The sequence below is a fragment of the Burkholderia sp. MS455 genome, assembly GCF_016899445.1.
In the GTDB taxonomy this organism is placed as follows: Bacteria; Pseudomonadota; Gammaproteobacteria; order Burkholderiales; family Burkholderiaceae; genus Burkholderia; species Burkholderia pyrrocinia_C.
Genome location: NZ_CP041778.1, coordinates 1,899,952 through 1,925,899 on the forward strand (window position 1 = coordinate 1,899,952; position 25,948 = coordinate 1,925,899).

The window sequence follows — 25,948 nt, forward strand, 5'->3', positions numbered from 1 at the left end:
CCGCAGAAAGCAAAAAGGCCCGGACATCGCCCAGGCCTTTCTTTTCACCTCATCCGCCGCTACCGGCCGCGCTTATGCCTCAAGCGCCTCGAGCACCTTCCCCTTCGTCTCGATCCCGACGAAATGCACGGTCACCGCGGCGATCAGCGGCACGACGCCGATCAGGTAGAACGCCGGGGCGAGGTTCCCGCCGATGATCGCGTGCGGCACGACCATCGGCGCGACGAACGACGCGATCTTCAGCCACGCGCTGCCGAGCCCGCAGCCCGACGCGCGGATGCTCGTCGGATACTGTTCCGGCGTGTACACGTATGCGGTAATGAACCCCGACGCCATCAACCCGAGCGACAGCGAGCAGAAGACCGCAACGACATACACCGACGATGCGTGATAGATGCCCGCGAGCGCCAGCGACAGCGCGCACAGCACGAACGACCACACGATCACCGGCTTGCGGCCGAGCTTGTCGACAAGCAGCGCCGACGCCAGCGACCCGAGCACGCCCATCACCGAACCGATCACTGCGAGGTTCAGCGCGAGTTGCAGCGGCGCGTGATAGAAGTTCTTGTAGATCGTCGGCAGCCACGTCGACAGTCCGTACTGGATGAAGCCGCAGGTCGCCCACAACGTCGCCACCGCGAGCGTGCGCTTGCGATACGCGGCGCTGAACAGGTCGCTCATCCTGCGCTTCGGATGCTGGCGCACCATCTCGTCGAACGCGGCCGCCTGCGTGACCGGCGGCAACTCGCCGCGCACCGACGCTTCGAACACGCCGACCGCGCGCCCGGCTTCCGCGAGCCGCCCGCGCGACGCGAGCCAGCGCGGCGATTCCGGCACGAGGCGCGTGAGCACGAGCGACAGGACCAGCGGCAGCCCGCCGACGAAGTACATGATTTCCCAGCCGAACCGCGGCACGAGCCACGCACCGAGCGCCATCGACACGAGCAGGCCGATCGGGAACACGATCTCGTACAGCAGCACGAAACGGCCGCGGCCATGCGCGCGTGTGATCTCGTTGATGTACGTCGCGGCAACCGGCAGCTCGCCGCCGAGCCCGAGCCCCTGCAGGATCCGCAGCAGCACGAACACCTCGAAAGTCGGCGCGAAACCGCATGCGATGCTCGTGATGCCGATCACGGCCGAGCTCCATGCGATCGCCTTCACACGGCCGTGCTTCTCGGCCAGCGCGGGAAACAGGAAGGCGCCGATCAGCTGACCGATCGCGCCGGATGCGATCAGCATGCCGATCTGCGTCGGCGACAGCCCCCATTTGTGAATCAGCAGCGGCAGCGTCGCCGCGATCGTGATCACGTCGAAGCCGTCGAAGAACGTCGCGGTGCCGATCAGCACGCGTGCGCGGATCTGCATCGCGTTGCCGGGAAGCCGCTCGAGCCGCGCGATGATCGCGCCGGGCGTGGAGGCGGCAGCTTCCATCGTGGCGCGTCCGGCCACGACGTTGTCGAAAGTGCTCATGCGGAGTGTCTCCTGGTTTGCCGGTCAGGCAAGCGCTTTGGTCGTGTCCGCCAGGGCTTCCGTATCCACTGCCCGGCCCTGGTTCATCCACTTGCGCGCGAGCTTCAGCTCGCGTGCGTTGTTCACGGCGATGACACCTCTCACATGCCCGTCGCCAAGGAAAAACAGCGTCGCGCGGCGCGCGGCGAGATCGCCGCGCACGACGAGCTGCGCATCGGCCGGCAGATCGCCGAGGATCTGCAGGTTCACGTCGTACTGATCGGACCAGAACCACGGAATCTCCGCGTACGGCGCGCGCACGCCGAGCACGGCTTTCGCGGCCGCGATCGCCTGGTTCTGCGCGTTGGCCCACGATTCGAGCCGCACGCGCCGTTTCAGCCAGCCGTTGTGATGGTTCGCGACATCGCCGCACGCGAAGATCGCCGGGTCGCTCGTCGCACCGAATTCGTCGACGACGATGCCGTCGTCGACGGCCAGCCCCGCATCGCTCGCGAGCGATGCATTCAGCGCGAGGCCAATGCCGGCCACCGCGAAATCGGCGTCGATCGTCGTGCCGTCGGCGAGCGTCGCGCGCACCTTCGATGCGTCGCCGGGCTGCGCATCGAGCGACGCGAGCGCCGCGCCGAGACGCACGTCGACGCCGTTCGCGCGATGCAGGTCGAGCAGGAAATCCGACACGATCTGCGGCACCGAGCGGCCGCACAGGCGCGGCGCGCCTTCGACCACGACCGCCCCGACGCCGAGCTTGCGCGCGGTCGCCGCGACTTCGAGGCCGATCCAGCCGCCGCCGATCACGAGCACGCGTTGGCTCGCGCGCAGCTTCTCGCCAAGCGCTGCCGCTTCGTCGAGGGTGCGCAAGTAGTGCAGGTTCGGCGTCCTCACGATTGCGTCCGGCAGGCGGCGCGACGTGCCGCCGGTCGCGATCACGAGCCGGTCGTATTCGATCTCGCGGCCGCTGGCGCTCGTCACCACGCGGCGCGCGCGGTCGATCGACGCCGCGCGTTCCGGCTGCCATGCTTCGATATCGAGCGCGTCGAATTCATCCGGGCGCACGACGCGTACGGTTTCGATATCGGCGTCGCCGGCCAGCACGGCCTTCGACAGCGGCGGACGCTCGTACGGCAGGTGCGGCTCGTCCGCGATCATCACGAGGCGGCCCGTGTAACCTTCCGCGCGCAACGTCTTCAGCACCCAGCCGGCGGCCTGGCCGCCGCCGATCACGACGACCGTGCCGGGCGCGGGCTGCGCCTGCGTGTTCGCTTCGGTCATGATTTGCGCTCCGTCATGAACTTGCCTTCCGGCGCCTTCGCGTTTTTCTGCCGGCGCGTGTTGCCGTCGAGGCCGCCGTCGACGGCCCACTCGGCGAACACGGTCGGGCCCGGCTCGAATTCGCGCGGCTGCCATTCGGGCGTCAGCACGTCCTCGTCCGCGTAGTACTCGATCAGCGCGCCGGCCGGATTCTGGAAGTACCAGAAGTACGCAGACGACACCGGGTGACGGCCCGGGCCGAGTTGCGTTTCCCAGCCGCAGCGGTCGATATGCATGCCGCCGCCGAACACTTCGTGGATGTCGCGCACGGTGAATGCGACGTGGTTCAGGCCACGCTTTCCGTTCGGTAGCGCGAGCAGGAACAGGTCGTGATGGCCGCCGTGCGGCGCGCAGCGCATGAACGCGCCGCGGCCCGGGTAGCGATCGGACGTCTCGAAGCCGAGCAGTTCGTGATAGAACTTTTCCTGTTCGTCGAGGCAGTTCGTGAAGAACACGACATGCCCGACCTCGACCGGCTCCGCGCGTGCATAGATCGGGCTCGGCTGGTCGACACGCAGCGTCTGGCCCCACACGTTCGACGGCGAGCCCGTGATGTCGAGTTCGCGCTTGCGCGTGACTTCGACGCGGATCGCCATTCCGTTCGGGTCGATACAGCCGACCGCATCGTCGTGCGAGTAATAACCTGGCTGGCCGGCGAGCTTCGTGCGCAGCGCGTCGAGTTCCTGCTGCGTCGCGACGCCCCACGTGACCTCGCGCAGCGTCGGACCCGCTTCGAACGCGGGCGGCAGCGCCGGATCGTCGGCGTTGACGGCCAGCACGGTGCAGCCGTTCATCGTTTCGAAGCGCGCGCGCGTATCGTCGTGCGCGACTTCCTTCAGCCCCCAGTCGGCGAAAAAGCGCCGGCAGGTCGCGAGATCGTCGACGCCGTACGTGATCTGCTCGATTCCCAAAATGCTCATTGCGTCATTCCCCTTCGCTCAGTTCGCCCACGGCAGCGGCGCGTCGTTCAAACCCCAGTAGAGGCTCTTCTGCTGCATGTACTCGCGGATGCCGAGACGCCCCTTCTCGCGCCCCATCCCGCTCTCCTTCCAGCCGGAGAACGGCGTGGAGATCGAGAACAGCTTGTACGTGTTGATCCATACGGTGCCCGTCTCCAGCGCGCGCGCGATGCGCCACGCGCGCTTGTAGTCGCGCGTCCAGATGCCGGCGGCAAGACCGAACACGCTGTCGTTCGCCTGCGCGATCAGCGACGCTTCATCGTCGAACGGCATCGCGACGAGCACGGGCCCGAAGATTTCTTCCTGGCAGATGCGCGCGCTGTTCGGCAAGCCTTCGAGTATCGTCGGCTGGTAGAAGAAGCCGTGCTCGCGCCCGTCGCCCGACGGCCGCTCGCCGCCGCACAGCAGGCGGCCGCCTTCTTCCAGGCCGAGCGCGACGTAGCGCTCCACCGATTCGCGATGCTTCGCGGTGATCAGCGGCCCCATCTGCGTATCGGGCCGCGTCGGGTCGCCCACGCGCAGCTTGCGTGCGCCCGCAACCAGGCGCTTCATGAATTCGTCGTACACCGTGCGCTGCACGAACAGCCGCGAACCCGCGATGCACGCTTCGCCCGACGAGCTGAAAATGCCGTACAGCACGCCGTTGACCGCATGATCGAGATCGGCGTCGTCGCACACGATCGTCGGCGACTTGCCGCCGAGTTCGAGCGACACGGGCATCAGCTTCTCGGCCGCGATGCGCGCGATGCCGCGGCCCACTTCGGTACCGCCCGTGAACGACACCTTCTTCACCAGCGGATGGCGCACGAGCACGTCGCCGATCACCGAGCCCTTGCCCGGCAGCACGCTCAGCACGCCCTTCGGTACGCCGGCTTCCTCGCAGATGCGCGCGAGCGCAAGCGACACGAGCGGCGTGACTTCGGCGGGCTTCAGCACCACCGCGTTGCCGCCTGCGAGTGCCGGCGCGAGCTTCTGCGCGTCGGATGCGATCGGCGAGTTCCACGGCGTGATCGCCGCGATCACGCCGATCGGCTCGTACACGCTCATCGTCAGGTAGTCGCCGCGCGACGGCGTCAGCTCTTCGTCGAGCGTTTCGAGGCAGGCCGCGAAATAGCGGAACGTGTTCGCCGCGCTGGCCACCAGCACGCGCGTCTCGCCGATCGGCTTGCCGTTGTCGCGACGCTGCAGGTTCGCGAGCGCCTCGTGGCGCTGCATGATCAGATCCGCGATGCGGTACAGCACCTGCGCGCGCTGATGCGGCTTCAGCCCGGCCCAGTCGGCGCGGCGCCATGCGGCGTCGGCGGCTTCGACGGCTTCGGCCGCGTCTTCGGCGTTCGCCGTCGACACTTCCATGTTCACCGACTGGTCGGCCGGATAGATGCTGGCATAGGGCGCGCCGCGGCCGCGCCGCCACTCGCCGCCGACCAGGATGTTGCCGTCGGGTACCAGGCTCGTATCGAAAGATGTCATGTCACAAGTTCCACAAATCTGTCTCTGCGCACCCGCCCTCGCCGTGGCGCGGACGGACGTTCAATAGTCCGAATCTCTCGAAGCGCCGCTCAGATCACGCAGCGGGCCACGCGGTTGCGCAGCGCGCGGATCGCACTGAACGCCGTCAGCGCGGACGTCTTCGGGTTGTCGGGCAGCGGCTTGCCGCTCATTTCCAGCGACATCTCGCCGAATGCGCCGCACGCGGTGATGCGGTGCACGTTGCGCGCGACGGCCGGATCGGCGATCAGGCGCACGCGCGTCGCATCGAGGCCGAGGCCCGCGAGCGCGACGGTCGCCGCGACGTTCGCGTTCTTCGGATACAGCCGCGCGGCGTCGCGCGCGGTGCCTTCGAAGATCACCTTTTCTTCGGTCATCGCGCGCAGGTCGCACAATTCCTCGGCCGGCGTGCCGAGCCAGCCGAGCGGCGGCTTGCGGCCGACGTACAGCACTTCGTCGAGACCGCCCTGCTTCGCGGAAGCCAGCGCGTCGATGCCGCCGATCGCGCCGGACAGCAGCGTCAGCGTCGCGTCGCCTTCGTCGGCGGCCCGAGACAGCACGTCGAGCAGCGCGAGATCGGACAGCGCGCCGATCGATGCGACCGCGCAGTCGGTGCCGGCCTTCAAGAGCGGCACGACGTGATCGACGAGCGCACTGTGGCCCGCGCATTCGAGCGCGAACCCGGGGCGGCGGGCCAGTGCGTCGACCGACGACACGACCTCCACCGCGCCGCCCAGCACGCCCTGCACCGCGGCGCGCTGGTGGTCGGGCACGATCACGTGCGCGATGCGCAGCGCCGCATCGTGCTCGACCGCGTGATACACGGCCGCGCCGATCGCGCCGAAGCCGATCATCGCGACGTCGACGGGTGCGTGCCCGCGTGCGTGATCGTTACGCATACTGGCGCTCCGCCGGTGCTTCCTTCTTCACCGGCGGGCCTGCGAACTGCGATGCGAACGAGCCGACCGACAGCATGTCGACTTCGACCATCACCGGCCCTTCCTTTGCCATCCCTTCGCGCACGATCGCTTCGGCCTGGTCGAGCGACGTGATTCGGTAATGCGTGAGGCCGAAGCTCGCGCAGAACTGCGCGAAATCGGGCTGGTGCAATTGCACGAAGCAGCGGCGGCCACCGTAGTGCGCGTCCTGGATGTTGCGGATCACGCCGTAGCACTGATCGTTCATCAGCACGATCATCACGTTCGCGTTTTCCTGCACGGCCGTCACCAGCTCACCGACGTTGACCATCAGGCCGCCGTCGCCGACGAGGCAGACCGTCTTCGCGGCGGCACCCGCCAGCGCCGCGCCGATGCCCATCTGAATCCCCTGGCCGATGCCGCCGCCGAGCGCATGCACGCCCGCGCACGGTTCGAAGATCTTCAGCAGGCGGTTGCCCCACGTGCTGTTCGAGATCGTCACGTCGCGCACCCAGTTGTAGTCGCGGCCGACGGCGCCCTGCAGCGTATCGACGAGCTGCTTGTAGGGCCCCAGGCCCTTCGCCACATCGGCAACCGCCTGCTCGCGGGCCGCCGCGAGATCGGATGCGAACTGCGGATCGACCGACAGGCGGCCTTCGAGGCGGTCGGCCAGTTCAGCCAGCACGCGCTTCGAATCGCCGTGCACGAACAGCTCGTTGCGATAGCCGCGGTTGTCGGCGAGCGCGTCGGCATCGACGCGGAACAGCGGCTGCGGCAGCGCGAGCTTGTACTTCAGCGTCTCGTTGCCGCGCAGGCGCGAGCCGACCACGACGAGTGCGTCGCAGGTCTTGTAGAACGCTTCGACGGACGCATGCACGTTGAACGCGCCGAGCGTCGCCGGATGATCCTCGGGCAGCACGCCGCGGCCCTGCACGCTCGTCACGACGCCGAAGCCGAGCTTCACGAGGCGCTCGACTTCGTCGCGGGCGTGGCGCGCGCCGCCGCCGAGCCACAGCAGCGGACGGCGCTTGGCCGCGAGTGCCTCGGCGAGCTTCGCGACGCGTGCGGCGTCGTGCTCGCGCACCGCGACGTGTGCCGGCGCGAGGTCTTCCGGCCATTCGATTTCGGCGGCCTGGATGTCGATCGGAATCTCGACCGACACGGGGCCCGTCGGCGCGGTCTGCGCGATGCGCACGGCTTCGCGGATCGTCGGCAGCACGGTCTCGACCGTGCGCACGCGGAACGCGGCCTTCGAGATCGCGTCCAGCATCGTCAATTGATCGGGCGCTTCATGGATATAGGCGAGATCCTGGTCGAGGTACGGTGTCTCGATCTGCCCCGTAATGTGCAGCATCGCGGTGCCGGCCGTCAGTGCCTCGACCATCGCGCCGGCCGCGTTGCCCGCCGCCGTGCCCGTGCTCGTGAACGCGACGCCGAGGCCGCCCGACACGCGGGCCAGGCCGTCGGCCATGTTCACCGCGCCGGCTTCGCCGCGCGCGCCGACATACCGGATGTTGCCGCGCGAGTTGATCGCGTCGAGGATCGGCATGTTGTGGATCGAGATGACACCAAATGCGGTTTTCACGCCGCACTGCTCGAGAAAGGCGGCAATCAGCTCGCCAACCGTGGTTTTTTCAGACATGGCGTGCAAAGCCTCCAGAAACGTCGATATGGCTGCCCGTCGTGTAGGACGACAGATGCGTTGCGAGATAAAAAAGTGCCCAGGCGGCCTCGTCGGGCTTGCCGAAGCGGTTCAGCGGAATGTTCTTCTTGCGCGCGAGCGCACCCGTCCAGTCTTCCCAGCTTTCGCCGGCTTGCGCCTGCGCTTCGTAGCGGCGGCGCCACTGGCCGGACTCGACGATGCCGATCAGGATCGAGTTCACGCGGATGCGCTGCGGCGCCAGTTCGGTCGCGAGCGACTTCACGAGGCTCAGCACGCCCGCGCGCGCCGACGACGTCGCGACCATGTGCGGCTCGGGCTGCAGCGCGAGCAGCGAATTCACGCAGGTGATCGTCGGCGCCTGCGCGTCGCGCAGCAGCGGCAGGAACGCGCGCGTCGGGCGGATGATGCTGAAGTACTTCAGTTCGAGCTCGTCGCGCCACGCGTCGTCGGTCGTATCGGCGAAGGTCGACACGCGGCCCTGGCCTGCGTTGTTGACCAGCATGTCGGTACCGCCGAAGCGCGCGGACACCGCTTGTGCGAACGCGGCCACGTCGGCTTCGTCGAGCACGTTGCAGCGCTCGGCGAGCAGTTGCGCGCCCGCGTATTTGTCGCGAAGCATCGCTTCGGCGCGTGCGAGGCGGTCGCTGTCGCGGCCGCAAATCGCGACCGATGCGCCGGCCTGCAGGAATCGTTCGGCCGTCGCGAGGCCGATGCCGGACGAACCGCCCGTCACCACCGCAACCTGCCCGGTCAGATCGATCTCAATCATCGGAGTCCTAACGCCTTCATAAACGTGTGCTCGTCATCCGAGCGGTAATTGAGCCGCCGCGACAGTTCCGCCGCCGCGCGCTGCACCTTGTCGATCAACCCGTCCGCGATCAGCGCCGCGTCGATCTCCGGCCGCGGCACCGTCACCGTGATGCACGCGACGATCTTCTGCGTCTCGTTTCGCACCGGTGCCGTGACCACCGAGATGCCGCGTTCGAACGACGAATTGCTGACGCCATAGCCGCGCAGCACATCCTCGCGGATCACTTCGTACAACGCATCGACCGTCTCCGGCGTCGCGCTCGTCATCCGGTTCAGCGTGCCTTCCGGATACAGCGAGCGCAGCGCCTTCAGCGACAGGTCGCCCATCAGCACGTGGCCGTGCGTCGTCGCATGCGCGGGCAAGCGCGTGCCGACGTTCACGCGGATCGAGCTGAACACCGGCGACTGGCTCTGCGCCTTCGCGACGAACACGACGTCGCGGCCGTCGCGGATCACGATGTGCGTCGTGAAGCCGGTCGCGTCGCGCAGGCTCTCGATCACCGGCAGGCCGAGATCGGTCAGCTCCAGCGAGCTCAGGTATTCGAAGCCGAGCCGCAGCACGGCGATGCCGAGCTTGTAGTTGCGATCCTTGTCCGCACGCTCGAGAAAGCCGAGCGATTCGAGCGTCTGCAGCAGACGGAACACCGTCGTGCGCGGAATGCCGAGCCGCTTCGACAACTCGGGCGCGCCGAGCACGGGCTCGCGCGGCGAGAATTCGGCGAGAATCCGCAGCCCGCGTTCGAGGCCCGGCACCACGTAGCTGGCCTCGGCCTTGCCGTTTTCGGGTTCTTGTTGCAGCGGTTCGCTCATGCCAGACCCCACTGCGTATCACACTGACGACAGAACGTGTCGATCAGTGCGGAATAAACGGCCGGCGCTTCCACGTACCCGGCATGACCGGCTTGCGGAATAACCTGCAGCCCAACGTGCGCGGCCGCGGCGATCCGCTCGCATGCGGCGGGCGGCGTGATCGCGTCGTTCGCGCCGACGGCCACGGCCGTGCGGCCGCGAAAACCGGCGAGATCGGCCGCGAGATCGGCATTCGCGAGCAGATGCGTGGCCTGCGCGTAACCTGCCGGCACGATGCGCGCCATGTTCCAGCGCACCCACGCACGCGCATCCTCGCTCGCGAAACCGGACAGCATGTTGCCGCTGCGCTGCTCGGCGAGCCCGGCCGGACCGAGTTCCGCGAGCATCGCGAGCCGCGCGTCGCGGCGCGACTCGCGCGTTTCGGCGGGCGCGCTGCCGTAGCCGCCGGCAGGCGACACCAGCAGCAAGCCGGCGATCCGGCCGGGCATCACGCGGGCGAGACCGCCCGCGACGATCGCGCCGAGCGAATGCCCGACCAGCACGCAGCGTTCGATGCCGAGTGCCTCGAGCCACGCGTTCAGCGATGCCGCGTAATCGGCGGCAGCCGGCGACGCACCGTGCACGGGCGTCGACACGCCATAACCGGGCGCATCCCACGCGAGCACGCGCCGCGATGCGCCGAGCGCGTCGAGCTGGCGCACCCACGATGCGGCGCCCGAGCCGATCCCGTGCAGCAGCACGACGGGCAGCGCGCGGCCCGCATGCTGCGCGCCGGCCTCGCGATAACCGATCGTGCCTGCCGCGCCGGCCGCGCAACGCTGCTCGGGAAACTGTCCGAGCAGCGTTGCGAATGCCGCGGTGCGGTCGCGTTCACGTTTGTCGATGACACTCATTGCTTCACCGGCTCCGTATCAACGCTTGATCTTCGCGAGCGGCGAATCGGGCGGATACGTCGGCGTGATCGGCTTCGGCGAACCGAGCATCACGCACATCAGCGCGTCTTCCTCGCCGATGTTGATTTCCGTGCGATACACGCCCGGCGGCACCGAGATCAGGTCGCGCTCGCCGAGGATCGCTTCCCACGTCTCGCCGTCGCGCTCGCAGATCACCTTCATCTTGCCGCGCAGAACGAAGAAGATTTCTTCCACGTCGATATGGATGTGACTCGGGCCGATGTTGCCGGCCGGGATGACCATCGTCGAGAACGTGAAGTTGCCGGCCGGCACCGTGTTGACGTCCTTCGCGACGCCCGTGCCGCCGGTGCCGACATAGCGCATCTGCGCACGGCGGTACTTCGGGTCGTAGTCGGCCTGGAACTTCAGTGCGTCCCAGTCGTAGCGCCGCGTCGCGTAGCGCGCGACGCGCCCTTCCATCCAGTCGTTGAAGCTTGCGCCTTCCGGCTGGTCCCACGACTTGCGTTCGAGATCGGCGTCCGCCATCGTCAACTCCTTCATCAAGGGTGAAAACATCAATTCATCACGAAGCCGCCGTTCACCGGCAGCAGTTGGCCCGTCACGAAGCGCGCGCCGTCCGACAGCAGGAACAGCACGGGGCCCGTCACGTCGTCGGGCACCTGCGCACGCGTCAGCGCGCGGCCCTGCAGGTAGAACGCGTGGCGCTCGGCCGGCACGTAGGCCGTCGCCTCGACTTCGGTCAGCCCCGGCGCGATCGCGTTGACCGTCACGCCGTGCGCGCCGAACTCGCGCGCCTGCGCATGCGTCATCGCGATCACCGCGCCCTTGCTCGCGACGTACGCGAGCAGCTTCGGCGCGCCCCACAGCGCGGTGTCCGATGCGAGGTTCACGATCGCGCCGCGGCCCGACTTCGCGAGGTGCGGCAGCGCCGCATTGCTGACGAGCCACACACCGCGCACGTTCACGTTCATCACGGCGTCCCACGTCGCGACGTCGAGCTCCGTCGACAGCTTGCCGCCCGAGTTCGTGATCGCCGCGTTGTTGATCAGCGCGTCGATGCCGCCGAGCGCGGCCGCGCCCTGCGCGACGAATGCGTCGACGCTCGCCGGATCGGCCAGGTCGAGCGCGAAGAAATGCGCAACATGGCCGGCTTCCGACAGTTGCGCGGCCAGCGCACGGCCGTCGTCAGCCAGCACGTCGCCGAATGCGACCTGCGCGCCCGCGGTGACGAGCGCCTTCACGAACGCCGCGCCGAGACCTCGCGCGCCGCCGGTGACGAGCACGCGGCGCCCCGCGAGCGGCACGACCGGTGCGAGCTCAGCCATTCGCGGGCTCCGATGCGGCTTGCGCCGCGCGATGCGCGTCGAGCGCGGACAAGTGTTCCTGCGCACGCTGGCGCAGCATCCGGCGCACCCGCGTGATGCCGACGTCGTGCTGGTACAGGTATTCGTGATCGCGCGCCTGCGGCGCGAGGCTTTCGAGGACATAGCGGTCCTGCTCGAGCACGTCCCAGTGCAGCCCTTCGAGGCGGTTGCGGTACATGAAACGCCACACGTCGCGCTGCCAGCCGCTGACCTTGCGCGTGCGCCAGAAGTAGACCTGGCAGTTGTCGCCGTCGACCGGCGTCGCGAAGCCGATGATCCCGAAGTTGCCGCCCGGGCCGAACTTCTGCTTGTACGGAATCGCGAGGCGCATCCACAAGCAGCCGGTTTCGCCGAGTTCGACCCAGTCGAAGTTCACGTCGCGCTGGCCGATCTTCTCGAACATCAGGCCCGTTTCCGTCTTGCGCACGCGCATGTCGGCCTGCTTGTCGCCTTCGGCCATCGAGTGCGACGTCGCATGCAGGTACGCGCCGTGCATCGGGTCCATCACGTTGTCGATCGCGTACTGGTAATTGCACTTCCAGTTCGACACGCACAGGAAGTGGCCATATTCGTCGGCGACCAGTTCCTCGGGCAGGTTCAGCGGCGCCGGCTCGCCGTGCGCTTCGTCGCCGAACCACAGGAAGATCGCGCCGGCCTTCTCTTCGACCGGATAGGACTTCACGCACTTCGTGCCTTCGAGCGGACAGTTCGACACGGCCGGCACACGGTTGACCGTGCCGCCGCCGTCGACTTCGATGCCGTGATACCAGCACGCGATGCTGCCGCCGAGGTTCCAGCCGAGCGACAGCCGCGCGCCGCGGTGCGGGCAGCGATCCTCGAGTGCGTGGACCTTGCCGTCGTGATCGCGCCACAGCACGATCTGCTCGGACAGGCGCGTGAGGCCGACGGGTGCGTTCGACACCTGCCAGCTCGGCGCGACGGGATACCAGTAGTTCTTGATGCCGCGGTCGAGATAGTCACGGACCGGGTCGTGTTGGGAAGCGTGTTGTACGGGGGACGTCATCAGTGTGCTCCGGATGCGGTTGTCGTCGGGTCGGCGGATCGCGCGCTCGGCGGGGTCATTCCGCGAGCGCGGCCATTTCGGCGCGGAAGCGCTCGGGCGTCCACGGCGTGCCGTCCGGTGCGCGGAAGCCGATGCGGTTCAGGCCCGCGACGACGTCGTCCAGTTCGGTCGCACCGGCTTCGAACACGCGTTCGAGCGCATCGCCGAGATCGTTCTCGTACTGGGTCGGCTCGGCCTTGCGGTTCTGCCAGATCCGGTTCTCGACCTGGCCGGGGATCTCGATCTGCCCCTTGCCGGCGACGTTGTTCGGCTGCGGCGCCACCCACGGCTTCAGGAAGGGATTGAAGTTGACGGTCGCTTCTTTCATGTCATTCCACCTTGATCTGGATTTCCTCGCCGGCGAGGCGCACCGCGTACTGCTTCAGCGCGCGTCCGCCCGGACCCTTCAGGCATTCGCCCGTCCTGATGTCGAACACGGCCTCGTGCAGCGGGCATTCGACCGTGCCTTCGTCGACGAACCCCTGCGTCAGCAGCGCGTACGCATGCGGGCACACGTTCTCGAGCGCATACACGTCGTCGCCGACGCGGTAGATCCCGATTTCGACGCCGTCGGTCCGCTTGAACTCGATCGGCGTGTCTTCCGACAGCGCGCCGGCGTGTCCGGCGCAAATCCATTGTTCAGACATCTCACACCCTTCCTTCTGATCGACTCTCGGTTTGCCTCTCGTTTTGTTCCATATTAGGAACAACAGTTTATGGATGGTGATTATAGAAGTGACTTTCCACGAGTAAAACAAAAAGCTGCGTGCCCTAGGGAAAACACCGACCACCAGGTCGACCATTGACCCCGCCTACCCCATCAAATGTGATTTTTTGTTTTTTGGCAGGTAGTTATGCCCTTTTTGCGGGCTCCGCGCAGTGATGCCGCGCACCGTCCGGGAACCCATCCGTCCCGAAAAATTTATTTTTGATCACGCGCCTGACGCCCCTATACTCCATTCCATCAGAGGCACGTCGTTCCTTATATGGAACACGAGAAATGCCCATCCGGCGGTGGAACACGCGTGACGGCCGGCCGTCCCCGCGCATGCCGCCACGACACGTTTTCATCAGGTTGGAGAGTCAGGAGATCAAATGGTCAAGCATGCGGTGGTAGCAGCAGCAGTCATCGGGATGGGCGCCACGTCGGGCGCGTGGGCGCAGAGCAGCGTGGTGCTGTACGGCAGCCTGGATGCGGGCGTCGCGTACGTGAACAACGTCGGCGGTCATGCGAAGTGGGCGATGATCCAGGGCAACACGCAGCCCGATCGGTGGGGCCTGAAGGGCAAGGAAGACCTCGGCGACGGCCTGTCGGCGATCTTCCAGCTCGAAAACGGCTTCTATACGAACAACGGCCAGTTCGCGACCGCGAACACGATCTGGAACCGCGCGGCATTCGTCGGCCTCAGCTCGGAGCGCTACGGCACGCTGACGCTCGGCCGCCAGACGCCGCTGTCGTTCGACTATCTCGATCCGCTCAGCACGGCCTACCTGGCGCTGAGCTGGTACGCATTCCACCCCGGCAACATCGACGGGCTCGCCGCAACCGGCAACGTGCCGTACAACAATTCGGTGAAGTACCGTTCGCCGACCTACGCGGGCTTCTCGGCCGCGGCGACGCTCGCGCTCGGCAACACGACGAACTTCTCGACCGGCAAGTCGGTCGGCGTCGCGCTGAACTATGCGAACGGGCCGTTCAAGGCGTCGGCCGTCTACTCGAACGAGCACGACCGCTCGATCCTGATCGGCCAGACGGGTATCGCGTCATTCCAGGGGCAGAACACCGCGAACGGCTATATCGCGAACAAGGTCGAGAACATCGGCGCGGGCGCGTCGTACCAGTTCGGCGACTTCCTCGTGCACGGCCTCTACACGCGCACGAAGATGCAGTCGAACGGCTTTTCGGATACGTTCCAGAGCTATGACGCAGGCGTGAACTACCGCAGCAGCGCGTTCAACACGATCGCGGGCGGCGCGGCGACCACGACGCTGGCCGGCCGCCGCTGGACGCAGGTCGAGCTCGGCGACATCTACGCGCTGTCGAAGCGCACGCAACTCTATGCGAACGTGTTGTACGAACACGGTTCGGGCGGCGCGAAGGCCGCGTTCTTCACGGCCGGCGTATCGAGCACCGCGAACCAGGTGATCGTGCTCACGGGGATCCACCACTCGTTCTGAGCGGTTTCGCGCGTTCGCACCTGAAACGACAAGAGCGGCCCGCGAGCCGCTCTTGTCGTTTGCGATGCCGGGCGCGTCGCGCCACCTGTACGTCAGAACATCGCGACCTTGTGGCGCGCATGCGCGAACGTCGGGTCGCTTTCGAGCGGACGATAGTTCAGGCGCTGCGACAGGTCGACCGCCGCACCGCACACGGCTTCGACGAGCCGCTCCTTCTCGCCGGCCTCGCCGATCTCCGAGCGCGGCACCGTCGCAGTGATCGCCGCGACGATCGAACCCGAATGATCGCGCACGGGCGCGGTCACGGCCGAGATGCCGCTTTCGAACGCCGCCTCGCTGACCGCATAGCCAAGCCGCGCGTACTGCCGCACGCGCTCGTACAGTTCGTCGACGGTGCCCGGCGTGCGCTCGGTGAACTGCTCGAGCCGCTTTTCCGGATAGAGCTGGCGCAGCGCGTCGCGCGTCAGGTCGCCCATCAGCACGTGGCCGTGCACGGTCGCATGCGCGGGCAGGCGCGTGCCGACGTGCACCTTCACCGAACCGAACATCGACGCATTGCTCTGTGCCTTCGCGACGAATACCACGTCGCGCTGGTCGCGGATCAGCAGGTGCGTCGAGAAGCCGGTGGAATCGCGCAGCCGTTCGAGCACGGGCGCGCCGAGATCGGTCAGTTCGAGCGAGTTCAGGTATTCGAAGCCGAGCCGCAGCACGCCGACGCCGAGCCGGAAATGGCGGTCGCCGTTCACGCGTTCGAGAAAACCGAGCGCCTCGAGCGTCTGCAGCAGGCGGAACGTGGTCGTGCGCGGAATGCCGATGCGCTTCGACAACTCGGGCGCGCCGAGCACGGGCTCGCGCGCCGAGAATTCGGCGAGGATCCGCAGCCCGCGCTCGAGCCCCGGCACCAGATAGGACGAAGCGCCGCCGGACGATTCGTCGTCACCGGCAGCGGCAGGATCGGGTGCGTCACTCATCGTTGTCTTGACCATGTGGACATGGACGGAAGGAAATCAGTCACGAAACAGGTCATGGATCGTCGTGGATATTCAGTCATGCTACTCCAGCGCGCGCGCAGGCTCGCACCCGCGCGCTTCGCCGCGACGCAGCCTGCGCATCCGCGAACCCATGCAGAGTCATTCACGGTCGAGAGGATAGCAGCGATGGACAGCGCGACGCCATGCGGAAATCGCCGAACGGCGGGAACCCGGCCGTTGCCCGTTTCGGGCGGCTGAAAGACCGCGAGCGGCGCGGCATCCGGCGCCGCGCCGCCTACAGGCGCGACAGGTGGACCCGGATGTTCGCGCGATCGTACGTGAAGCCGCCGGCCGCATCCTGCTCGAGCACTCGTGCGAGGTCGACCGCATACATCCATCCGCTGCCCAGACGGCCGCCGTTCACGGCCCGGATCCGGCTGCCGCCGACCGCGATCGCGGCATGAAAGACATTGCCGCCGCGGGAGAAACCGACCGCGGTTCCCGCCGGAATGCTGGCGCGCCCGTCCCATTGATCGCCGGTCTCGAAGTTGAATCGCGTCCTCCAGTGCTGACCGATCGTGTCGAGCAGCGCACCGGGCGCGATCATCGCGTCGCCGCGCAGCAGGTACCGGACATAGGCCGCTGCGTCGTAGCAGACGCCGCCGGATACATACTCGTTGATGTCGGCCATGCCGTACATCAGCGCTTGCGCATGTTTCTGCTTTTCGGCGAAGCCGGATTGGGCGACATGGCCGCCTAACTGGGTCAGTTGCATGGGTAGGTCCTTTTGAGGAAGAAGGGCATCGTCGTCCCGCCAACGCAATAACCTCATATCTTATTACGATATCCGCCGGCAGCGGCCGGCCCGGGCGTCACGGCGCGCGCGCCGCCGACGCCGGTGCGGCGGCCGCCGCGTCGGGATTCGGCGCGAGCCGCAGGCGCACGCGCAACGGTTGCAGCATGTCGGGCGGCGGCGGCTCGGCCAGCAGGCCGCCGGCCGTGAGCAGTTGCCGCAGCGTCGCGTCCGCGTCGGGATCTCCCAGCGACGCGAATTCGACGCGCGTGACGACGCCGTTCGCGCCGATCCATCGGCACTCGCGCGCGGTACCGCGCGATGTGCGCATCGCGGTTGACGGAAGACAGGAATCGATCGGGAAAAACGGCGGGCGGCGGGCGTCAGGCGGTAAGTCGATCCTCGGGCGGGATCGACGCGACGGCGTCAGGCCGTCACGGCGGCGTCATACTCGGCGCGGGCAAGCTGGCCGGCGGCGTACGCCTCGGCTTCGCCGCGAAAGCCTTCCCGGCTGAATGCGACGACTTTCACCCCGACGCCGGTCGCCCGCTTCACCGTCAGCGCCCATTGCCATCCGCCGTCTTGTTCAAAGACGTGCAGCGAGGGTTCGAAGGAAGGGTCGAGTACGGTCACGCGTTAAGCTCCTGCCCCCTTGCGCGTTGCATCGGCAACGCACGGGGCATGTCGAAAGGGTCGCGCCGGTATGCGGCGCGTTTCAGCCATTCGACAGTCTAGTCAATGATTGTTGCGACGCACCATCAGAGGTTTCACTCATCTATCGGAACCGGCCGGTCGATCGAATATTCCTGAAACCCATATGGGACGGGCCTCAAAGCCGCTTCAGGCAACACGGTACAACGCTCATGCGGCAACGTGCCGCACGCGCGGCCGATTGCGTGCATCGGTCGTTCGTGGGTCACAAAAACGGGGCGGGAACCTCCCGGCCATCCGGGCACCGCTTGACAGCCTGCCGCTACCGGCCCGTACCGGCCGGCATCACGCGCCGGAATGTCAGGTTGACGCGCTCGCCCTGCACGCTCGGCGCCTTCGGCACGCGATGCTGCCATTCGGCCTGCGTACGCCCACGCATCACCAGCAGGCTGCCGTGCACGAGGCGATACGCATGCGTGACGCCGGTCGCGCGATGGCGAAGATCGAACACGCGCATCGCACCGAGGCTCACCGACGCGATCACCGGCGCATCGCCAAGTTCTGGCTCGTTGTCCGCGTGCCAGCCGAGGCTGTCCTGCCCGTTGCGGTAGCAATTGAGCAGCACGCTGTTGAATCGCGCACCGCATGTCGCCTCGACCGCGTGCTTCAGGTCGAGCACGGCCGGCGTCCACGGCGCCGGCACGTTGCGGATCCCCGAATACACGTAAACGGCGTCGGGCTCGCCCTGCCACGCCGTGAGCCTCGGCAACGGAATGCGGCCGCGCGGCGTGCGGATCGTGTCCTGCCGCCACGCGACCTCGCCGATCAGCGCGGCCAGCGCGCGGTCGGCGTCGGGTTGCGCGAGCCAGTCCGGGTACCAGTCCACGTCGGGCACGGGCGTGTCAGAGAAAAGATCGGGCGTCGACATGTCGGGAGGAAACGGGCGGTGAAGGGGACGAACAGCGCATGCCTGCATACTAGCCAACGGCGCCGCGCGCCGCTATGCGCCGTGATTCGCCGATGAAAGGGCCGATGAAAGGAAACCGCCGCGCACCGCGATGCGCGTTCTCGCATCACGCTATCATCGCGGCGTGTCGCGGCGCCCTGCCGCGGGGCGCGGCTTTCTTCCGCCATGCCTGCCGGCACGCCCCGGCCGTGTTCTTTCCGGATCCCATCATGACGACGCTCTCCGATTCCGCCCTCGATCAACTGTTCCTCACCGCGCGCACGCACAACGCGTGGCAGGACAAGCCCGTCGACGACACGACGCTGCACCGGCTGATCGACCTGACGAAATTCGGCCCGACGTCGGCGAACTCGAGCCCCGCGCGCTTCGTGTTCGTCAAGTCGCCCGAAGCGAAGGCGCGCCTGAAGCCCGCGTTGTCCGCCGGCAATCTCGCGAAGACGATGGCCGCGCCCGTCACCGTGATCGTCGCGATGGATTTCGCGTTCCTCGATCACCTGCCGCGCCTGTTCCCGCACGCCGACGCACGCAGCTGGTTCGCCGGCAACGATGCGCTGATCGAGGCCACCGCGTTCCGCAACTCGTCGCTGCAAGGCGCGTACCTGATCCTCGCCGCACGCGCGCTCGGCCTCGATGCGGGCCCGATGTCGGGCTTCGACGGCGCGAAGGTCGATGCCGAATTCTTCGCGGGCACCGCGATCAAGAGCAACTTCCTCGTGAATCTCGGCTACGGCGATCCGGCCGGCCTGTTCCCGCGCAGCCCGCGCCTCGACTTCGACGAAATCGCCCGCATCGAATGACGGGGCTCGCTAGCCGCCGCGCGTCAGCCGGATCAGCGTGATCTCGGACGGCACGCCGAAGCGGTTCGGCGGCCCCCAGTATCCGGTGCCGCGGCTCGTATAGAGCCACAGATCGCCGAAGCGGCTCAGCCCGCCGATCACCGGCTGCTGCATCCGCACGAACGGCGGCCACGGCAGGAACTGGCCGCCGTGCGTGTGCCCCGACAGTTGCACGGTAAAACCCGCGCGGTTCGCCGCTTCCGCGCTGCGCGGCTGGTGCGCGAGCAGGATCTTCGTGCCGACGTCGCGCGGCGCGCCCGCCAGCGCCTGCTCGGGGTCGCTCCGATGCGCGGGATCGAACCCGCCCGCCGTGAAGTCGGTCACGCCGGCGAGCACCGCACGCGCGCCGTCGTGCTCGATCAGCACGTGCTCGTTCAGCAGCACCGTCAGCCCGATGCGCCGGAATTCGTCGATCCACTCATGCGCGCCCGCGTAATACTCGTGATTGCCCGTCACGAGAAAGCTGCCGTGCCGCGACTGCATGCGGCCGAGCGGCGCGGTGTGTTCGCGCAGGCGCTTGACCGAACCGTCGACCACGTCGCCCGTCACGACGACGAGGTCCGCATCGAGCGCATTGACCGCGCGCACGATCCGTTCGATATAGGGCCGCTTGATCGTAGGCCCGACGTGGATGTCGGACAGTTGCACGATCGTCAGCCCGTCGAGCGCGGCCGGCAGCCCGGCGACCGGAATCGACACGCGCTTGACCGCCGCCGTGCGGCGCGCGCCCGCAAACCCGATCGCGGTGACGAGCACCGCGGCCGCCAGCACGCCGAGCGCCGTGTCGGCCGCGGCGCCGCTCCACGCGCCGTCGTGCCCAAGATGCCGCCACGCGAACACGCCGAGCAGCACGAACTCGCGCAGGACAGTCAGCACGAGCAGCGACGAGAAGAAGCCCATCACGAGCGAGCCGGCCCAGCCGACCAGCGTCGCGGCCCAGCCTTCGTCGAAGCGGCGTGAGAACATGCCGACCGGGATCAGCACGACGAAGCTCGCCAGCACGAGCGCCGCGATCGTGCGCGCGACCGGCGACGCGAACGCGGCGGGAATGATCCGCATCCCGACGTACAGATGGAACAACACGCCGATTGCAATGAACCGGACAAAGAAACTTCGCATGGAGCGCTCACCTTCGTTGCAATACGGCTTCCGCGAAATCCGTAACACGGGGCCGTGACGCCCCATGCCGCGCTTCGCGCCATACGTACGATGGTACACAGATCCCGGCTACGACGACCGGTCGCGGCCGCCGGTGGAGCCTCGCGTGGCTTCGCGCGGCGATCGGCCGTTTCCACACCGATTCCGCCGCGTCAGCACGGGAAATGCAGCCCGCCCTCTTTCGTCTGACGATCCTTTACAGTCCGTTAGCAACCCTACACGAGCTTGAGCTGGCAGAATCGCGGCGATCCGGCCGCCGCTGCCGAAACGCGATGCCGGACGGGCCGATATGACCGCCCGGCCTTTCACAGCCGGCCACGGGGCTTGTCGCACATGCGGGACGGACGGCTGGCGGTCCGCATCGCGCTGCTTTATTATCGGCCCCGTATCTCGGAATCGTCGTCGCGGCGACGAACCGCATTGCGCCGCGCCCGGCATCCCCCCCATCGTCGAGCTCGTCACACCATGAGAAAAACAACGCCGCGCGCGCCCCTGCGCGTCGCCGCCGTCCTGACGCCAGCCCTGCCGCTCGCGGGCTGCGCATCGCGCGGCGCACCGTCGTACGTGCTGTTCGGCGCGTATTTCCCGCTCTGGCTCGTCAGCGCGATCGTCGGCATCGTCGGCGCGATCGTTGCGCACCGCGTGTTCGTCGCGACCGGCTGGGCCGCCACGGTCCCTTACCAGCTTGCCGTCTGCACCGCGATCGGGCTCGTGATCGCCGTGCTCGTCTGGCTCACCGGCACGGGGCCGTTCGCATGAAGGCCGCCGGAACCGCCCGCCCCGCCATGAAAGGCCGCGTGATTGCGCTCGCGATCGTCGCGCTCGGCATCGCGGCGCTCGCGTACGCATACCACCGCACGACGGCCTACCCGTCCACCGACGACGCGTCGATCGACGCGGACGTCGTGCATGTCGCGTCGCCTGTCGGCGGGCGCATCGTGCGGCTCGCGGTGCATGAAAACCAGCGCGTCGCGAAAGGCGACCTGCTGTACGAAATCGATCCCGTACCGTACCGGCTGACGGTTGCACAGGCGCAAGCCGACCTCGAGCTCGCGCGCGCATCGCTCGACACGCGCCGCCGTTCGCTGATCGGCGAACGCTCGAACGCGGCGGTCGCCGCCGAGCAGGTCAAGCGCGCGACGCAGAACGCCGACCTCGCGACGCGCGACGTGAACCGGCTCGCGCCGCTCGCCGCGCAGGGCTACGTCAGCGCACAGCAGTTCGACCAGGCGAAGGTCCGCCAGCGCGACGCGGCCGTGTCGCTCGCGCAGGCGCAGGAACAGCAGCGCGCGTCCACACAGACGATCGGCGACGAAGCCGACGCGATCGCGACGCTGCATGCGCGCGAGGCCGCGCTGGCCCGCGCGCAGCACGCGCTCGACGATACGGTCGTGCGCGCGCCGCACAACGGGCTCGTGACAGGCTTGACCGTGCTCGCCGGCGAGACCCTCGCGCCGAACCAGTCGATCTTCACGCTGATCGACGCGAGCGAATGGTTCGCCGTCGGCAATTTCCGCGAAACGTCGCTGAATCGCATCGAGGTCGGAGACTGCGCGACCGTCTATTCGATGATCGACCGCAGCCGCCCGATGACGGGCAAGGTCGTCGGCATCGGCGCGGGCATCGCGGACAGCGCTCGCATCAACCTGCCGCGCTCGCTGCCGATCGTGCAGAACTCGGTGAACTGGGTACACGTCGCGCAGCGCTTCCCCGTGCGCGTGAAGCTCGACGAACCCGACGGCAAGCTCGTGCGCGTCGGCGCCAGCGCGATCGTCGAGGTCCGGCATGGCACTGCCTGCCGCTGACGTCCGCTCGCCGGGCCCGCGCGAAGTCCTGCGGCTGCTGGCACCGTTTCCGGGGCGCGCGGCGATGGCCGTGCGCGTCGCGCTGATCTGCGCGCTGGTCGTGCTCGTGACGAGCGGCTACGGCACGCCGGAAGCCGCGATCTCCGCGTATGTCGTGTTCTTCCTGAACCGTGCCGACCGCGTGACGAGCGTCGTGCTTGCGGTCGCGATGCTGCTGCTCGTCACGGTCGTGATCGCGCTCGTGATGGGCGTCGCGATCTTCAGCATCGACTATTCGATCCTGCGGGTCGCCTGCATGACCGTGATGTCGATCGGCCTGCTCTACCTGACATCCGCCAGCAAGCTGCGCCCGGTCGGCGCGATCCTCGCGATGATCGTCGGCTTCGGGCTCGACCAGCTCGGACTGGCGCCGTTCGGCGAAGCCGCGACACGCGCGTTGCTCTATGCATGGCTGATGGTCGCGATCCCGGTCGGTGTCGCGATCGTCGTCAACCTGCTGATCGCACCGTCGCCGCGCAAGCTCGTGCACGCGCAGCTCGCGAAACGGCTGCGGCTCGCCGCGCGACGGCTGCGCGGCGATGACAGCGGCGATGCTCGCGCCGCGTTCGACGCGAGCCTGCGCGAAGGCGACAAGCAGTTGCTCACGTGGCTCAAGCTGTCGAAGCTCGAAGGCTCGTCGGCGGCCGCCGACGTCGTCGCACTGCGGCAGGCCATCGCATCGAGCACCGCGCTGCTCGTCGCGGTCGCGCTCGCCGACCGCGAACCCGATGCGCGGCTGCCCGACGCGTTTGTCGAGCCGATCGCGACGACGCTCGACGAGATGGCCGCCATCCTCGAACGCGGCGGTTATCCGGTCGACGTGACGCTCGCGCTACCGGCAGCCGAAGCGCTGCCACCGCTCGCGCGCGTCGTCGCGACGGATCTGCACACGGCGATCACGCACTTCGCGGAACCGGCCGAGGCCGATGCTTCGGCCGACACGGCCCACGCGCACGCCGCCGACACGCCTGCCGAACCCGCCGCACCGCCCGCCCCCGGCGGCGGCTTCTTCCTGCCCGACGCGCGCACCAATCCCGACCACATCCGCTATGCGCTGAAGACGACGGCAGCGGCGATGTTCTGCTACCTGCTGTACTCGCAGCTCGACTGGTCGGGCATCCATACCTGCTTCATCACCTGCTACATGGTGTCGCTCGGCTCGACGGCCGAGACGGTCGAGAAGCTCACGCTGCGCATCGCCGGCTGCATCGTCGGCGCGCTGCTCGGCACCGCCGCGCTCGTGTTCGTCGTGCCGTCGCTGTCGTCGATCGGCGAGCTGATGGCGCTCGTGTTCGCCGGCGCATGGCTCGCCGCGTGGGTCGCGTTCGGGTCGCCGCGCATCGCCTACGCGGGCTTCCAGGTCGCATTCGCGTTCTTCCTGTGCGTGATCCAGGGCGCGGGCCCCGGCTTCGACCTGACGCTCGCGCGCGATCGCACGATCGGCATCCTGCTCGGCAACGTGGTCGTGTATCTCGTGTTTACGCGCATCTGGCCCGTCAGCATCGGCAAGCAGATCGACGCGGCGCTCGCCGCGCTGCTCGACCAGTGGCGGCGCGTCGCGCAGATCGCTCAGCCGGCCGAGCGGCGCGCGCTGGCCGCCGAAGCGTTCGCACGCCACGGAGCGATCTCGCAGGAGCTCGGCCTGATCCATTACGAACCGTCGTGGGTGCGGCCGGCCGCCACGTGGCTCGCCGCACGGCGGCGCGCACTCGCGGAACTCGGCGCGCTCGAAGGCCCGCTGTTCCTGCTCGCCGAGCGCGCACCGGGCGACGCGGCGATCGGCGCGCGGCTCGCACGCGTGGTCGACCTGCACGACGACGAAGCCGCGCCTCGCGCGGATTCCCCCGCGCCGCCGGCCCCACCGCCGAATGTCGCCCCCACCGACCCCGCACGCGACGCGCTGCTGAACCTGATCGACACGCGGCTCGCGCACATCGCCGACGCCGCCCGTCAAGCCACACCGAAGGAGCCTGCCCCCCATGCGCCTACCTGAACCGCCGGCCGCCTCGATCGCCGCCGCCGCCCTCGCGACCGCCGTCGCGCTGGCCGGCTGCGCGACGTCGTCGATCGATCTGGCGCCGGAGGCGTCCGACCGCCCGTGGCAGCCGCAGACCTCGGCCGCGGGCGACATCGTGCCCGCACCGCCGCGCGCGACCGCGCAAGGCGCGCACGACTACACGCTGCCAGCCACGCCCGCGCTCGCGTCGGTAGCGCCGCCTGCCGCGCTCGATTCCGCGCATGCGTACACGCTGCCCGAGCTGATCGATCTCGCCGAATCGGCGAACCCGCTGACGCGCATCGCATGGAACGACGCGCGCAATGCGGCGCTCGCGGTCGGCATCGCGAAAGCCGCCTACCTGCCGAAGCTGTCCGCGACGGCCATGGGCGCGTACCAGGCGAGCCACGGCTCGACGTCGACGATACTCGGCGACTCGTCGAGCGACACGACCGTGCACGGCACGATCTCGGCGCTGTCGCTGCAATGGCTGCTGTTCGATTTCGGCGGCCGCGCGGCGCGCGTGGAAGCGGCCGAACAGGCGTCGATCGCATCGAACGTCGCGTTCACGGCCGTGCACCAGCAAGTGATCCACGACGTGACCGTCGCGTACTACCGGTACGAAGCCGCGCGCTCGCGCGCACTCAGCGCGCAGCAGGGCCTCGCGAACGCAGACGCGATCCTCGCGGCGTCCCGCGCGCGGCTCAAGCATGGCGTCGGCACGGTCGTCGAGCTCGCGCAGGCGACGCAGAACCGTGCGCAGGCGAACCTCGCGCTCGTACAGGCGAGCGGCACGGAGAGCGACAGCTACCTCGCCCTCGTGTCCGCGCTCGGCATCTCGCCGCTGTCGAAACCGACGATCGCCGCGCTGCCGAAACGGCCGCTGCCGCCCGCGCTCGGTTCGTCGGTCGACGCGATCGTGTCGGACGCGATCGCGCGCCGCCCCGACCTGCAGGGCGCGTTTGCGCTCGAAAAAGCCAATCGCGCGAAGATCAAGGCCGCCGAAGCCGCGTTCATGCCGAAGATATTCCTGTCCGCTTCGACGTCGTATGCGAGCGGCGGCACGGCCATCTCAGCGCTGCCCGCGATCGGCGACCAGGCGCCGACCGTCAACCTGAACGGCAGCCGCTACGGCGGCGGCGTGTTCCTCGGCGTGACGATCCCGCTGTACGACGGCGGCCTGCGTTCGGCCGTGCTGATGCAGGCGCGCAACGACGCGCAAAGCGCATCCGCGCGCCTCACGCGGACCAAGGAAGAAGCCGTCCGCCAGGTCGTCGCCGCGCAGAACGCGGTGCAGACGAGCCTCGCGTCGCACGACGCCGCGACCGCGCTCGTCGATGCCGCGCAGACGAGCTACGATGCGGCGCTGACCGCGTACCGGAACGGCGTCGGCTCGGTCACCGATGCGACGATCGCGCAAAGCCAGCTGCTCGCGGCGCGGAATGCGGAGGTCGACAGCTACGCCGGCGCGCTGTCGGCGGCTGCCGCGCTCGCGCTCGCGACAGGGACGATCGGCTCCGCGCAGTAGCGCGACCGCCGCCAGGCGGTTGACGCATGCGCACGCCGCCCACTAGAATGCCGCCCATTCTTCCTTCAGGAACCATCGTGGACAGTTGCAGCACTCCGTTGCGTGCGCCGCTTGCCGCCTGAACGCCTGTCCGACGCAGTTCTCCTGCCCCGGCTCGCGTTCCGCGAGCCCGCACGCCTACCGTTTCACACTGAATGACGCATACGCACGGTACAGTACCGCGCGATGACGGCTATCCTCGCGTCGCCTTCGGCATT

At 68.2% G+C, this 25,948-nt stretch carries 25 protein-coding genes and 1 pseudogene; 6 read left to right on the plus strand and 20 right to left on the minus strand.

Going from position 1 to position 25,948, the window contains the following annotated elements; translation table 11 throughout:
* Positions 1 to 72 precede the first annotated feature (72 nt).
* The 14 genes from FPJ27_RS13095 to FPJ27_RS13160 all read right to left on the minus strand — a co-directional run bounded on the left by FPJ27_RS13095 (position 73) and on the right by FPJ27_RS13160 (position 13,416).
* Positions 73 to 1,473 (minus strand): MFS transporter, encoded by a 1,401-nt coding sequence (locus FPJ27_RS13095; RefSeq protein WP_204421407.1) that lies wholly within the window; start codon positions 1,471 to 1,473, stop codon positions 73 to 75.
* Between the two features lie 24 nt (positions 1,474 to 1,497).
* Positions 1,498 to 2,742: an FAD-dependent oxidoreductase gene (locus tag FPJ27_RS13100; protein ID WP_204421408.1), complete on the minus strand. Its 1,245-nt coding sequence runs from the start codon at positions 2,740 to 2,742 to the stop codon at positions 1,498 to 1,500.
* Positions 2,739 to 3,701 (minus strand): VOC family protein, encoded by a 963-nt coding sequence (locus tag FPJ27_RS13105; RefSeq protein ID WP_204421409.1) that lies wholly within the window; start codon positions 3,699 to 3,701, stop codon positions 2,739 to 2,741. Before FPJ27_RS13105 ends, FPJ27_RS13100 begins: the two co-directional genes overlap by 4 nt.
* 18 nt (positions 3,702 to 3,719) lie before the next feature.
* Positions 3,720 to 5,210: an aldehyde dehydrogenase gene (locus FPJ27_RS13110; RefSeq protein ID WP_072443352.1), complete on the minus strand. Its 1,491-nt coding sequence runs from the start codon at positions 5,208 to 5,210 to the stop codon at positions 3,720 to 3,722.
* 89 nt (positions 5,211 to 5,299) lie between these two features.
* On the minus strand, positions 5,300 to 6,127 hold the full coding sequence (locus FPJ27_RS13115; protein ID WP_204421410.1) for an aspartate dehydrogenase: 828 nt from the start codon (positions 6,125 to 6,127) through the stop codon (positions 5,300 to 5,302).
* On the minus strand, positions 6,120 to 7,787 hold the full coding sequence (locus tag FPJ27_RS13120) for a thiamine pyrophosphate-binding protein (RefSeq protein ID WP_204421411.1): 1,668 nt from the start codon (positions 7,785 to 7,787) through the stop codon (positions 6,120 to 6,122). Before FPJ27_RS13120 ends, FPJ27_RS13115 begins: the two co-directional genes overlap by 8 nt.
* A complete protein-coding gene (locus FPJ27_RS13125; protein WP_204421412.1) occupies positions 7,780 to 8,577 on the minus strand; it encodes an SDR family oxidoreductase in 798 nt (265 codons plus the stop codon). The genes FPJ27_RS13120 and FPJ27_RS13125 overlap by 8 nt, the downstream gene beginning before the upstream one ends.
* Positions 8,574 to 9,428, minus strand: a complete 855-nt coding sequence (locus tag FPJ27_RS13130) for an IclR family transcriptional regulator (protein ID WP_204421413.1) — start codon at positions 9,426 to 9,428, stop codon at positions 8,574 to 8,576. The genes FPJ27_RS13125 and FPJ27_RS13130 overlap by 4 nt, the downstream gene beginning before the upstream one ends.
* On the minus strand, positions 9,425 to 10,321 hold the full coding sequence (locus FPJ27_RS13135) for an alpha/beta fold hydrolase (protein ID WP_204421414.1): 897 nt from the start codon (positions 10,319 to 10,321) through the stop codon (positions 9,425 to 9,427). The genes FPJ27_RS13130 and FPJ27_RS13135 overlap by 4 nt, the downstream gene beginning before the upstream one ends.
* Positions 10,322 to 10,339: 18 nt before the next feature.
* On the minus strand, positions 10,340 to 10,867 hold the full coding sequence (locus FPJ27_RS13140; protein ID WP_034180369.1) for a cupin domain-containing protein: 528 nt from the start codon (positions 10,865 to 10,867) through the stop codon (positions 10,340 to 10,342).
* A 29-nt stretch (positions 10,868 to 10,896) separates the two neighbouring features.
* Positions 10,897 to 11,667: an SDR family oxidoreductase gene (locus tag FPJ27_RS13145; RefSeq protein WP_204421415.1), complete on the minus strand. Its 771-nt coding sequence runs from the start codon at positions 11,665 to 11,667 to the stop codon at positions 10,897 to 10,899.
* On the minus strand, positions 11,660 to 12,730 hold the full coding sequence (locus tag FPJ27_RS13150; protein ID WP_204421416.1) for an aromatic ring-hydroxylating dioxygenase subunit alpha: 1,071 nt from the start codon (positions 12,728 to 12,730) through the stop codon (positions 11,660 to 11,662). Before FPJ27_RS13150 ends, FPJ27_RS13145 begins: the two co-directional genes overlap by 8 nt.
* A 55-nt stretch (positions 12,731 to 12,785) precedes the next feature.
* A complete protein-coding gene (locus FPJ27_RS13155) occupies positions 12,786 to 13,097 on the minus strand; it encodes a recombinase-like helix-turn-helix domain-containing protein (protein ID WP_034180372.1) in 312 nt (103 codons plus the stop codon).
* A gap of 1 nt (position 13,098) precedes the next feature.
* A complete protein-coding gene (locus FPJ27_RS13160) occupies positions 13,099 to 13,416 on the minus strand; it encodes a non-heme iron oxygenase ferredoxin subunit (RefSeq protein WP_027789384.1) in 318 nt (105 codons plus the stop codon).
* 448 nt (positions 13,417 to 13,864) lie between these two features.
* Here FPJ27_RS13160 and FPJ27_RS13165 point away from each other — a divergent pair, with 448 nt between their 5' ends.
* On the plus strand, positions 13,865 to 14,947 hold the full coding sequence (locus FPJ27_RS13165; protein ID WP_204421417.1) for a porin: 1,083 nt from the start codon (positions 13,865 to 13,867) through the stop codon (positions 14,945 to 14,947).
* 92 nt (positions 14,948 to 15,039) lie between these two features.
* On the opposite strand, the gene FPJ27_RS13170 is transcribed toward FPJ27_RS13165, so the two are convergent.
* The 5 genes and pseudogenes from FPJ27_RS13170 to FPJ27_RS13190 form a co-directional block, all read right to left on the minus strand.
* The gene (locus FPJ27_RS13170; RefSeq protein WP_034180374.1) at positions 15,040 to 15,933 is read right to left on the minus strand and encodes an IclR family transcriptional regulator; all 894 of its coding nucleotides are present in this window, start codon (positions 15,931 to 15,933) and stop codon (positions 15,040 to 15,042) included.
* A gap of 280 nt (positions 15,934 to 16,213) precedes the next feature.
* Entirely contained in the window at positions 16,214 to 16,693 is a 480-nt protein-coding gene (gene tecA, locus FPJ27_RS13175) for a type 6 secretion system effector deamidase TecA (RefSeq protein ID WP_204421418.1), read from the minus strand.
* Positions 16,694 to 16,790: 97 nt separating this feature from the next.
* A pseudogene (locus FPJ27_RS13180) lies at positions 16,791 to 17,006 on the minus strand (YbaB/EbfC family DNA-binding protein); the annotation flags it as partial.
* A 131-nt stretch (positions 17,007 to 17,137) separates the two neighbouring features.
* A complete protein-coding gene (locus tag FPJ27_RS13185; protein WP_034180396.1) occupies positions 17,138 to 17,344 on the minus strand; it encodes a hypothetical protein in 207 nt (68 codons plus the stop codon).
* A 340-nt stretch (positions 17,345 to 17,684) separates the two neighbouring features.
* Complete coding sequence (locus FPJ27_RS13190; RefSeq protein ID WP_204421419.1) at positions 17,685 to 18,290, minus strand: alpha-ketoglutarate-dependent dioxygenase AlkB; 606 nt, start codon at positions 18,288 to 18,290, stop codon at positions 17,685 to 17,687.
* Positions 18,291 to 18,538: 248 nt separating this feature from the next.
* Here FPJ27_RS13190 and FPJ27_RS13195 point away from each other — a divergent pair, with 248 nt between their 5' ends.
* Positions 18,539 to 19,126 (plus strand): malonic semialdehyde reductase, encoded by a 588-nt coding sequence (locus FPJ27_RS13195; RefSeq protein ID WP_204421420.1) that lies wholly within the window; start codon positions 18,539 to 18,541, stop codon positions 19,124 to 19,126.
* 9 nt (positions 19,127 to 19,135) lie between these two features.
* Here FPJ27_RS13195 and FPJ27_RS13200 read toward each other — a convergent pair whose 3' ends face one another.
* Entirely contained in the window at positions 19,136 to 20,284 is a 1,149-nt protein-coding gene (locus FPJ27_RS13200) for a metallophosphoesterase (protein WP_204421421.1), read from the minus strand.
* A 504-nt stretch (positions 20,285 to 20,788) separates the two neighbouring features.
* On the opposite strand from FPJ27_RS13200, the gene FPJ27_RS13205 reads away from it, so the two are divergent.
* The 4 genes from FPJ27_RS13205 to FPJ27_RS13220 are packed head-to-tail and all read left to right on the plus strand — an operon-like array spanning position 20,789 to position 25,691.
* Positions 20,789 to 21,082 carry a hypothetical protein gene (locus FPJ27_RS13205; protein ID WP_072442498.1) on the plus strand — a complete coding sequence of 98 codons (294 nt, stop codon included), beginning with the start codon at positions 20,789 to 20,791 and terminating at the stop codon, positions 21,080 to 21,082.
* Positions 21,079 to 22,128 (plus strand): multidrug transporter subunit MdtN, encoded by a 1,050-nt coding sequence (gene mdtN, locus FPJ27_RS13210; RefSeq protein WP_204421422.1) that lies wholly within the window; start codon positions 21,079 to 21,081, stop codon positions 22,126 to 22,128. The genes FPJ27_RS13205 and mdtN overlap by 4 nt, the downstream gene beginning before the upstream one ends.
* Positions 22,109 to 24,160 (plus strand): FUSC family protein, encoded by a 2,052-nt coding sequence (locus FPJ27_RS13215; protein ID WP_204421423.1) that lies wholly within the window; start codon positions 22,109 to 22,111, stop codon positions 24,158 to 24,160. Before mdtN ends, FPJ27_RS13215 begins: the two co-directional genes overlap by 20 nt.
* Positions 24,147 to 25,691 carry a TolC family protein gene (locus FPJ27_RS13220; protein ID WP_072442492.1) on the plus strand — a complete coding sequence of 515 codons (1,545 nt, stop codon included), beginning with the start codon at positions 24,147 to 24,149 and terminating at the stop codon, positions 25,689 to 25,691. The genes FPJ27_RS13215 and FPJ27_RS13220 overlap by 14 nt, the downstream gene beginning before the upstream one ends.
* Positions 25,692 to 25,948: the final 257 nt, after the last annotated feature.